Genomic DNA, 10344 nt, shown 5'->3' on the forward strand with positions numbered 1-10344 from the left:
AAAAATCTCTTATTTTAGACTTGCTTGGCGTTTCGTTTTGTTTAGTTTTCAAAGAACAATCTGTTTTGTTGTCGTTTTGGCGACTTAACTATCATATCAAGTTAGCAACCTTTTGTCAACAACTTTTTTAATTTATTTTTTGTCGTTTGCTATGATGTAGCAGCGATGTTTATTAATATACCATCTATATATTTATATTGCAATAGTTTTTATAAAAAAAAGTTAGACTGCCTTCTGCAGTCTAACTTTTTAGGGAATAATCCATTTTTGAATAGCTATTAAAGCCGCTATACCAGGAAACCCTAAAATCCCCGACACTAGAGTAGTAGATGGATTAATCGGGATATGTAATCCATATTTTCCGCCTACTATATTAACAATATATAATAGAACGGCTCCCACAATTAGCTTAACTGAAAAACGCCCCACTATTTTAAATGGCTTAAAGGGTGTTCCGAATAAAAATAACAAAAAAATCAATCCGGCAATGACTGCAATAAATACACCATGCTCCAATTAAACCCCTCCCAAGTATTTATACATACTTTTATGAGACAGGCAATCAGATTAGAACAGAGATCTATCTTACAGCCGGCTTATTTGACCGATATTTTTCTTTTTCGGGCTTCTTTAAATAAATAATAGTACTTTAACTCACTCAATTTAGCCTGTGAGATTGTATCAAATGAGGGATCATAACTCGTTTCGATTAGGCTTTTATGGCTAAACCAATTCGTCTTCATCGTTTTAATATCTTCTATTAACTTTTCATCAAATTCTTTGCGAAGCTTCCCTTTTCTTTGAAACAACAAGGCGTTTCCTCCTAACGAACTTTACAACTCTCTTCTACCCTCAATAGCCTTTGATAAGGTAACCTCATCTGCATATTCCAGATCTCCGCCTACCGGGAGGCCGTGAGCAATCCGCGTAACTTTAATACCAGTTGGCTTTAAAAGCCTGGAGATATACATCGCTGTTGCTTCCCCTTCAATATTAGGGTTAGTTGCCAGAATGACTTCCTTGACCGTTTCGTCTTGCAGCCTCTTTAATAGGCTTGGAATATTTATATCTTCCGGCCCTATTCCATCCATAGGTGAAATACTGCCATGTAATACATGATAAAGGCCGTTGAATTCTCTCATTTTCTCCATAGCAATAACATCTTTAGGTTCTTGCACGACACAAATAATTGATTTATCACGGTAATTATCATCACATATATAACAAGGATCTTTATCTGTGATATGACCACATACAGAACAATACATTAAATTTCGTTTTGCATTAACTAACGCTTTTGCAAAGTCCAATACTGTATCTTCCTTCATGTCCAAAACAAAAAATGCCAGTCTGGCGGCCGTTTTCGGGCCAATACCTGGCAATTTCATGAAACTGTCTATTAATTTGGAAATCGGTTCAGGATAATGCATTCTTCTTCTCCTTACATGAATCCTGGTGGTAGATTCAATCCTTTAGTAAATTGACCCATCGTGCTATTCGTCAATTCATCTACTTTTCTTAAGGCATCATTAGTAGCAGCAAGTACTAAGTCCTGCAACATTTCGATATCATCGGGATCTACCACTTCATCTTTAATTTTCACTTCAACGATTTCTTTATGCCCTGTAGCTACAACGGTCACCATTCCGCCACCTGCTGTACCTTCAATCTTTTTTTGGCCAAGCTCTTCCTGAGCCTCCGCCATTTTCTTTTGCATCTTCTGCATTTGTTTCATCATATTCTGCATATTGCCCATTCCACGCATAGTGTTACCTCCATTAAATTAATCTTTTATTTCCAATAGTTCATCACCGAAAAGTTCTCTCGCTTTAAAAATAAGCGGATCCTCAGTATCTTCATTAGTTTCTGTTGTCTCCGACTGGTCCTGCTTCTGACTGGAAACAAACTCCTGGCGAATTTTCTGCCAGCTTTCTTCCGGTATGCCAACAATGTCATAAGCATTACTTGTCACTTGCTGTAGTGTACCCTTCAAACCGCTGATGAACTCAGAATTATTCATAGCCATTTGGCAATGTATTTCATATTTGAATTTTAACACAAAAGCATCATTGGAAGCAGCGACAGGTTCTGCATCATTTAATAATGCCGCCTGTGATTTTTTCAATGATTCGAGCATTGCACCCCAGCTGCTCTTTATTTTCAAAAGATCAGGCTTTGTTGCTCTTTTTAATATATCGTTTACTCGGCCAATCGGCACTTTAAACGATCGATTTGTTGCTTTTTTAGGCTTTTCTTTAGCAGGTGCTGAGTTGTTTGTATTTATAATGCCGTTTTCACGAATAGAGGTCAACTCAACTTCCAATTGATTGATTCTATTCATGAGTTTTTGAATCGTCTCATCTGAAACTGTATTCGAGCTGCTTTGCGGTTCATTTTGACAAAGTCGTACTAACAAAACCTCAAGAAATATTCTGGGATGACTGGACCATTTCATTTCTTGTATAGAACGATTCCATTGATCGATCCAAAAATGTAAGTTGTCAGATGATATGTTGTCAGCAAGCTCTTTAAAATCATCATCTATATATACTCTTTCCATTGAATCCTCGAGCTCAGGAGCTGCCTGATAAAGGAGCATGTCCCGAAAATATAGAATCATATCCTCAACAAAACGAATGGGATCCTTTCCCATAGCAAGTAATTCTTGAAGTTGATTTAACGCTTCTGCAGTGTCCCTGCTATAAATTGCTTTCACAATTTTAGTTAGGAAGGATTGCGATACGGCACCTGTGACAGTAAGTGCATCCTCTAGAGTAATGTTATCTGATCCAAAAGATATTGCCTGGTCGAGCAAACTTAACGCATCCCGCATCCCGCCTTCTGCTGCTCTAGCAATAACAGATAAGGCGTTCTGATCGTATGAAATACCACTTTCATTTAAAATCCGCTCCATCCTGCCTAAAATATCCTGTGGAGTAATGCGTTTAAAATCAAAGCGTTGACATCTTGAGATAATAGTGAGAGGGATTTTATGTGGTTCTGTTGTAGCTAGAATAAATATGACATGAGCCGGTGGTTCTTCAAGCGTTTTTAATAAAGCATTGAAGGCTCCCGTTGATAACATATGGACCTCATCAATGATATAAACTTTGTATTTGACCGATGAAGGAGCATACTTTACCTTGTCACGGATATCTCTTATTTCCTCGACCCCATTGTTGGAGGCTGCGTCAATTTCTAATACATCTGATATCGAACCATCTGTTATTCCCCTGCAAGACGCACATTCATTACATGGCTCCTGAACCGGGGCATGTTCACAGTTAACGGCTTTTGCTAGTATTTTCGCTGCACTTGTTTTACCTGTTCCCCGCGGACCCGAAAAAAGGTATGCATGGGATATTTTTTGGTGCAGCAGGGCATTTTGGAGCGTTTTAGTAACATGTTCCTGACCGATTACATCTTCAAAAGCCTGAGGACGCCAAACTCGGTATAATGCTTGATAACCCAATATTCCTGCCCCTTCCTTACATAATCCCTTATATTATATCGTAAATGGTGGCATTTACAAATGACAAAAATGCATATAAAAAAACCATTCTTTATAAAAGAATGGTTTTACTTATTTTATGTAAATAACTGCCGTGCACCCTCCGTTGATAGGTATCCATAAGCGGAACCAATGCAGTTAGCTCAGTCCAGGCTACCCTGCGGCACATGAGAGGTCTTACTTACTGCTGCTTCCTTCCGGACCTGACAGGATTCATAAGTTCCCATTGCGCAGGACCCAGACGTCAACACCACTTACAAAGGTCAGACCCTACAGAGTACCTACCGAGGGAGGGGATTCCGTCTTGCTAGAGCGGATTGCAAGTACAGGACACCGCTACCTTCCCACCTAGCACGGCAAATTTGAAACCAATATTAGGCGTCTTTACTGACGCATAAATTAGTATACCTATAAATAAATAAAAATGCAATATCTTGAACCTGTAAAATCACCCATTGTTTTCCGACTGCCTATTTCTCTTTGCGAGTTTCTTCTTTTCCCGTAAATCTCTAAAAAAGGCTGTTAATAAATGACCGCACTCCTCTTCACATACTCCTTTAATCACTTCACATTGATGATTAAAACGTGAATCGTCAAGAAGATTCATAAATGTTCCGGCACATCCAGCTTTTGGATCAATAGCTCCGTAAACTACCCGATCAACGCGTGACATCAATATAGCTCCAGCACACATGGGACAAGGTTCCAATGTAACATAAAGGGATGCCCCTTCAAGCCTCCATGTCCCCATTCTCTCGCATGCCTTCTGGATTGCTAAAATTTCTGCATGGGCGGTAGCACTCTGGTTCGTTTCTCTTAAATTATGCGCACGAGCAATGACTTCCCCGTTCTTTACAATAATTGCTCCAATTGGTACTTCTTTTTGGTCACGCGCGACTTTTGCTTCTTCAATAGCCATCTGCATAAAAAATTTATCATCATTCATTTTGCTAAAACCCCTTGTATAGTAGGATTATAAATACATGAACTTTTTTGTCATCATTATATAGTAACGAAATCTTAAGTCTATATGGTACAATAATACTCGGTCTTTAGAAAAGCGTAACATAAAGGTAAGGAGGACCTCATATGAATCATACCCCATTTATTACTGTTGAAGGTCCCATTGGTGTGGGGAAAACTTCATTGGCCAAAGCAATAGCCAGCCACTTTCAATATAAGCTGCTAAAGGAAATAGTTGATGAAAATCCTTTTTTGGATAAATTCTATGATGATATTCAAGAGTGGAGCTTTCAAACAGAAATGTTCTTCCTATGTAATCGTTATAAACAATTAGAGGATATTCAAGTAAAGTATATCCAAAATAATCAACCAGTCGTAGCAGATTATCATATCTTTAAAAATCTCATCTTTGCTCAAAGAACCATACAAGAGTCTCAGTTCAGTAAGTACAAAGATATTTACACTATACTGACTAAGGATATGCCAAGACCTAACATGGTCATCTATCTTGATGCTAGTATCGAGACGCTTATGCACCGTATTGCGCTCCGCGGCAGAGAGTTTGAGAGAAATATAAGTGAAAAATATTTAATGCAGTTATCAGACGATTATGCTCAATTTATGAATGAATTTGAGGCAGCCCATCCTGATATTCCAGTTCTTCGCTTTAACGGAGATAAAATGGACTTCATCTTAAGAAAAGATGACCTGGACTTGATCTTAACGTCTGTATCCAATCAATTGCAAAAAGGAGTTTGCTCATGATTCTTCATCCTAAATACAAGATCCCTAAAAACGCTGTGATTACTGTAGCCGGTACTGTTGGGGTAGGAAAATCAACTTTAACAAAAGCATTGGCAGATGCACTTGATTTTCGTACTTCCTTCGAAAAAGTCGATACGAATCCCTATCTTGATGATTTTTATGCTGACTTTTCCCGATGGAGCTTCCATCTGCAAATCTATTTTTTAGCAGAGCGCTACAAAGAGCAAAAACGCATTTTTGAATATGGCGGCGGATTTATACAAGACCGTTCTATATATGAAGATACAGGTATCTTCGCTAAAATGCATTATGATAAAGGAACAATGAATCCAACCGATTATGAAACCTATACAAGTCTTTTTGAAGCTATGGTGATGACTCCATATTTCCCACATCCAGATTTACTTATTTATCTGGAAGGTTCCCTGGATGATATTCTTAAACGTATTCAATTGCGGGGTAGGGAGATGGAGCAACAAACTCCTGTAGAATATTGGGAAGAAATGCATGGAAGATATGAAAAGTGGATTAATTCCTTTAATGCTTGCCCAATATTGCGTTTAAATATTAATGATTACGATTTAAATGAAGATCCAGATGCTGTTCATGATATTCTGGAACGTATATCAGAACAAATTCAACAATCCGGCAAATTGAAGAAAGCATTTTAAAAAGCGATACATTTACGTATCGCTTTTTTTTACGGAGATTATCAAAAATACTACAAAAAAAGGGGTATCCATCAGTCATATAATGACTTCTAAGATACCCCTTCGTTCTGTTTTATCTTTATATCATATTCATCTATTATTCGTATACCGGATTGTTTGGCGGAGGAGGAGGGATTTGAACCCCCGCGCGGCATGAACCGCCTCCCGGCTTTCGAAACCGGTCCCTTCAGCCGGACTTGGGTACTCCCCCATCACAACAACATTGAGAATACTCTTCCCAAAAGTTGTTGTCAAGGAAGCGCACTCCCTACAACTGGACGTTTATGATTTCGTAATAACTTTTTTACCGCCCATATACGGTTGAAGAGCTTCCGGAATTAACACAGAACCATCTTCCTGCTGATAATTTTCTAGGATAGCGGCAATGGTACGCCCAATTGCAAGTCCAGAACCGTTTAATGTGTGAACATGCTCTGGCTTAGCATTTATATCTCTGCGGAAGCGGATATTGGCACGACGAGCCTGGAACGCTTCAAAATTACTGCAAGAAGAAATCTCACGATAAGTCTCATAGCTTGGAATCCAAACCTCCAAGTCATATTTCTTTGCAGCCGTGAAACCAAGGTCAGCCGTACACATTTTTAATACTCGATACGGAAGTCCAAGCAATTGCAATACTTTTTCAGCATGACCAGTCAGTTTTTCCAATTCATCATAAGAATCTTCTGGCTTTACAAATTTCACAAGCTCTACTTTATTAAATTGATGCTGACGAATTAAACCACGTGTATCACGCCCGGCAGATCCTGCCTCAGATCTAAAGCAAGCGCTGTAGGCTGCATAGCTGATCGGCAAATCTTCCGCAGAAAGAATCTCATCACGATGATAATTCGTAACTGGCACTTCAGCAGTTGGGATCAAGAAATAATCTTCACTGTTAATTAGGAAAGCATCCTCTTCAAACTTTGGTAATTGCCCGGTACCAGTCATACTCGCACGATTAACCATATATGGTGGAAGCATCTCTGTGTAGCCATGTTCTTCAACATGTAAATCTAGCATAAAGCTTGCCAGCGCACGCTCAAGCCTTGCACCTAATCCTTTATAGAAAACAAAACGGCTGCCAGTTACCTTTCCGGCACGTTCAAAATCAATGATTCCTAAATCAGTAGCGATTTCCCAATGTGGTTTTGGCTCGAAACCAAAATCTCGCACTTCTCCCCATTTACGCGCTTCAACATTTTCATCTTCAGAATCCCCAACAGGTACACTTTCATGTGGAATGTTAGGAATAGTCATCATAATCATGTCGAGTTCTTCTTCAATTGCACGTAGTTCCTGATCGAAGCCTTTAATTTTTTCGCCAACTTCTCTCATTTCAACAATTAAAGAATCGGCATCTTTTTTCTCTTTTTTCAACAGAGCAATTTGTTGAGAAACTTCATTTCTTCTACTCTTTAATTGTTCAGTTTCAACTATTAACTCTCTGCGTCGTTTATCGAGATCCTCAAATTTATCAAGATCATTTAAATCTTCTCCACGGTGTTGCAACTTTTCCTTAATTTCCTCAAGATTAGCCCTTAATAGTTTTACATCAAGCATCTTCTATTCCTCCTTCTTTTTTATAAAAACACAAAAAACTCCCGTCCCTAAAAGGGACGGAAGTTATATCCGCGTTGCCACCCTAGTTAAAGACATAAAATATAAATGCCTTCCACCTCATAAGATAACGGCTTTTAAACCGAGGATACTTACTCTCAAACATGATTTCAATAACCTGCTCCGAGATGGATTCACCAGACGATTATCACCAGTTTACACCACCCACTGGCTCTCTTAAGATACTCTAGTCTGCTTACTAGTTCTCATCAACGCTGTTTATTTATATTATTGTATTAACTATCATACACTCTTCGTCTATCTATATTCAATTGAAAAATAAAAAAATTAGAATAGACCTTTAACTGCTCCAGTGATTCCACTCCACATGTCACCGAAGAAACCACCAATAGCTCTCATAGAAAGTACAAACCAATTCGACTTTTCAACAGTTTCAGCAGCTACAACATCAACACTGATATTTTTTTGCCCTTCCTCTGTCAGGAAGCCTAGGTCACTATCATCAGATTCAAGAGTTAAATACCCAACTTTATCTCCCTTTTTCACAGGAGCTACAAGATTGCCATCTTCATCAAGCTTATCCTTATCTAACACAAGCTTTGTTTTAAGATTTTCAGTCTCGCCATTTTTTACAACAAGATTAATTGCCTCATTAGTCTTGATAGCTACGGATTTTTCTTTCCCTTTTGTAACAGGTAATGTTTTTTGACCTTTAACTTGATATCCTTTTTTCACAATTTCCTCTTCAGAGAAGTTAGTAAAAGCATAATCAAGTACTTTTTTCGTTTCTGTAAAGCGTGACATTTTGCTGTCAGTTTTCATTACTACTGATATATATCTTTTCCCGTCTCTTTCAGCAGTTGCCGTAAAACAGTTGCCGGCAAATTCTGTGGAACCGGTTTTCAATCCGTCTACGCCGTTATATTCTGCTATCAAGCCCGGCAGCATCCAGTTGAAATTTTTATATGTTTTGCCATCTTTAAAATTTAATTCAGGCTGTTTAGCCGTATCTATCACTTCAGGATAGTCTGTAACTAGATGATAAGCCAACTTAGCAGTTGCACGTGCTGACATAAGGTTTTCATCATTCTCATCACCTGCAGGATGTTGTCCAAGCAGACTTGAGTTATTTAAACCGGATGAGTTAACGAATTTATAGTCCTTCAAACCCAACTCTTCCGCTTTTTCATTCATTAATTTCACGAAATTCTTTTCAGTGCCGCCAACCACTTGTGCCAGTGCTACTGTAGCAGCGTTACCTGAGAATATGGCCATTGCCTCGTATAACTCTTTAACAGTATAAGTTTCACCTTGTGTTAAACCTATATTTGATAAACCGGGAGCTGCTGAAAGTTTATGTACATATTCGTCAATTGTAACAGTTTGATCCCATTTCAATTTACCTTTTTCAATTGCTTCTAATACAAGATATTCTGTCATCATCTTAGACATGGATGCTACACCAAGCACCTTGTCCGAATTTTTTTCGTAAAGAATTTTCCCACTGGTTGCATCTATTAATATTGCTGCCTCAGCACTCAGTCCGAGCTCATCTTCGGCATATGCAGTCGTATTCGTAAATGGAAAAACAAAAGTAACAAGTAGTGTTAATACAGCAAGCAAAGAAGTTAGTAGTTTTGCCTGTCTCAAGTTATATCCCCCCTGATTATCAATGTTTGTCGATTAAACCCTTTTGAATTGTACCATAAAAGGAATAAAAAAAATAGGCAGAGTAGTAAGATACCCTGCCATCTTTTCGTTCATCCTTATTAACTTAATAGGAATAGTTTGGTGCTTCTTTTGTAATTTGTACATCATGCGGATGGCTTTCTTTTAAACCGGCTCCAGTCATTCTGACAAATTGTGAGTTTTCTCTGAGTTCTTGCAAGTCTTTCGTTCCGCAATATCCCATACCGGCACGGAGACCTCCAATAAGTTGGTAAATCGTATCAGATAATGGGCCTTTATAAGGAATTCTTCCTTCTATACCTTCTGGAACAAATTTCTTCGCATCTTCTTGGAAATAACGATCTTTGGACCCTTTTTCCATCGCTGCTACTGAACCCATACCTCTGTATACTTTAAACCTTCTGCCCTGGAAGATTTCAGTGTCTCCCGGACTTTCAGTTACTCCAGCTAACAAGCTACCCAGCATAACAGCATGTCCGCCTGCTGCCAATGCTTTGGCAACATCACCAGAGTATTTAATTCCACCATCTGCAATAATAGATTTTCCATGCTTTCTTGCTTCAGTTGCACAATCATAAATAGCAGTGATTTGTGGCACACCAACACCGGCAACAACTCGGGTTGTACAAATAGAACCAGGTCCAATCCCTACTTTTACAATATCAGCTCCAGCCTCAATTAAGGCTCTTGTACCTTCAGCAGTTGCTACGTTACCCGCGATTATAACCAAATCAGGGAACATTTCTCTAATTTCACGTACTTTTTCAAGTACACCTTTAGAGTGGCCGTGCGCCGTATCTAATACAATCGCATCTACTTCTGCCCCAACCAACATTTCGACCCTTCTCATGGTGTCTGCAGTAACACCTACAGCTGCAGCTACAAGCAATCTTCCGAATTTATCCTTTGCTGATCTTGGGAATTCGATTATTTTCTCAATATCTTTAATGGTAATCAAGCCTTGCAGTTTACCTTCATCATCAACTAGAGGGAGCTTTTCAATTTTATATTGCTGCAGTATTTTCTGCGCTTCTTCTAGATTGGTTCCTACAGGAGCTGTTACTAAGTTTTCTTTTGTCATGACTTCATCAATAAGCATGGAGTAATCGTGAATAAAGCGCAAAT

The 10344-nt window shown here is 38.7% G+C and carries 11 protein-coding genes, 1 tRNA gene, 1 other RNA gene and 1 other annotated feature; of the genes, 2 read left to right on the top strand and 11 right to left on the bottom strand.

Annotated features, from left to right (window positions below):
- Nucleotides 1-249: 249 nt before the first annotated feature.
- The 7 genes from AC58NB_RS17275 to tadA all read right to left on the bottom strand — a co-directional run bounded on the left by AC58NB_RS17275 (nucleotide 250) and on the right by tadA (nucleotide 4457).
- Nucleotides 250-516, bottom strand: a complete 267-nt coding sequence (locus AC58NB_RS17275; protein WP_497428038.1) for a pro-sigmaK processing inhibitor BofA family protein — start codon at nucleotides 514-516, stop codon at nucleotides 250-252.
- A gap of 80 nt (nucleotides 517-596) precedes the next feature.
- Complete coding sequence (locus AC58NB_RS17280) at nucleotides 597-812, bottom strand: YaaL family protein (RefSeq protein ID WP_497428039.1); 216 nt, start codon at nucleotides 810-812, stop codon at nucleotides 597-599.
- Nucleotides 813-833: 21 nt separating this feature from the next.
- The gene (recR, locus tag AC58NB_RS17285; RefSeq protein ID WP_497428040.1) at nucleotides 834-1430 is read right to left on the bottom strand and encodes a recombination mediator RecR; all 597 of its coding nucleotides are present in this window, start codon (nucleotides 1428-1430) and stop codon (nucleotides 834-836) included.
- An 11-nt stretch (nucleotides 1431-1441) separates the two neighbouring features.
- Nucleotides 1442-1765 (bottom strand): YbaB/EbfC family nucleoid-associated protein, encoded by a 324-nt coding sequence (locus AC58NB_RS17290; protein WP_497428041.1) that lies wholly within the window; start codon nucleotides 1763-1765, stop codon nucleotides 1442-1444.
- Between the two features lie 18 nt (nucleotides 1766-1783).
- On the bottom strand, nucleotides 1784-3472 hold the full coding sequence (dnaX, locus tag AC58NB_RS17295; protein ID WP_497428042.1) for a DNA polymerase III subunit gamma/tau: 1689 nt from the start codon (nucleotides 3470-3472) through the stop codon (nucleotides 1784-1786).
- 131 nt (nucleotides 3473-3603) lie between these two features.
- Nucleotides 3604-3868, bottom strand: an RNA gene (gene ffs / locus AC58NB_RS17300) — signal recognition particle sRNA large type.
- Between the two features lie 91 nt (nucleotides 3869-3959).
- On the bottom strand, nucleotides 3960-4457 hold the full coding sequence (gene tadA, locus AC58NB_RS17305) for a tRNA adenosine(34) deaminase TadA (RefSeq protein ID WP_497428043.1): 498 nt from the start codon (nucleotides 4455-4457) through the stop codon (nucleotides 3960-3962).
- A gap of 143 nt (nucleotides 4458-4600) precedes the next feature.
- On the opposite strand from tadA, the gene AC58NB_RS17310 reads away from it, so the two are divergent.
- Complete coding sequence (locus AC58NB_RS17310) at nucleotides 4601-5239, top strand: deoxynucleoside kinase (protein WP_497428044.1); 639 nt, start codon at nucleotides 4601-4603, stop codon at nucleotides 5237-5239.
- The gene (locus tag AC58NB_RS17315; protein WP_497428045.1) at nucleotides 5236-5910 is read left to right on the top strand and encodes a deoxynucleoside kinase; all 675 of its coding nucleotides are present in this window, start codon (nucleotides 5236-5238) and stop codon (nucleotides 5908-5910) included. Before AC58NB_RS17310 ends, AC58NB_RS17315 begins: the two co-directional genes overlap by 4 nt.
- 157 nt (nucleotides 5911-6067) lie before the next feature.
- Here AC58NB_RS17315 and AC58NB_RS17320 read toward each other — a convergent pair.
- The 4 genes from AC58NB_RS17320 to guaB all read right to left on the bottom strand — a co-directional run.
- A tRNA-Ser gene (locus AC58NB_RS17320) sits at nucleotides 6068-6160 on the bottom strand.
- 71 nt (nucleotides 6161-6231) lie between these two features.
- Entirely contained in the window at nucleotides 6232-7512 is a 1281-nt protein-coding gene (gene serS, locus AC58NB_RS17325; protein ID WP_497428046.1) for a serine--tRNA ligase, read from the bottom strand.
- 49 nt (nucleotides 7513-7561) lie between these two features.
- Nucleotides 7562-7791, bottom strand: a binding site (T-box leader).
- Nucleotides 7792-7857: 66 nt separating this feature from the next.
- Nucleotides 7858-9180, bottom strand: coding sequence for a serine hydrolase (locus AC58NB_RS17330; protein WP_497428047.1), 1323 nt, complete (start codon nucleotides 9178-9180; stop codon nucleotides 7858-7860).
- A gap of 124 nt (nucleotides 9181-9304) precedes the next feature.
- A partial coding sequence (gene guaB, locus AC58NB_RS17335) for an IMP dehydrogenase (RefSeq protein ID WP_497428048.1) occupies nucleotides 9305-10344 on the bottom strand: 1040 nt, incomplete at its 5' end.

The sequence above is a fragment of the Pradoshia sp. TA40_28 genome (assembly GCF_059694525.1).

What these genes read in the sequence shown, in the direction of transcription:
- recR (WP_497428040.1), bottom strand. Translation starts at nt 1,430, where the DNA reads ATGCATTATCCTGAACCGATTTCCAAATTAATAGACAGTTTCATGAAA.
- AC58NB_RS17290 (WP_497428041.1), bottom strand. Translation starts at nt 1,765, where the DNA reads ATGCGTGGAATGGGCAATATGCAGAATATGATGAAACAAATGCAGAAG.
- tadA (WP_497428043.1), bottom strand. Translation starts at nt 4,457, where the DNA reads ATGAATGATGATAAATTTTTTATGCAGATGGCTATTGAAGAAGCAAAA.
- AC58NB_RS17310 (WP_497428044.1), top strand. Translation starts at nt 4,601, where the DNA reads ATGAATCATACCCCATTTATTACTGTTGAAGGTCCCATTGGTGTGGGG.
- AC58NB_RS17315 (WP_497428045.1), top strand. Translation starts at nt 5,236, where the DNA reads ATGATTCTTCATCCTAAATACAAGATCCCTAAAAACGCTGTGATTACT.
- serS (WP_497428046.1), bottom strand. Translation starts at nt 7,512, where the DNA reads ATGCTTGATGTAAAACTATTAAGGGCTAATCTTGAGGAAATTAAGGAA.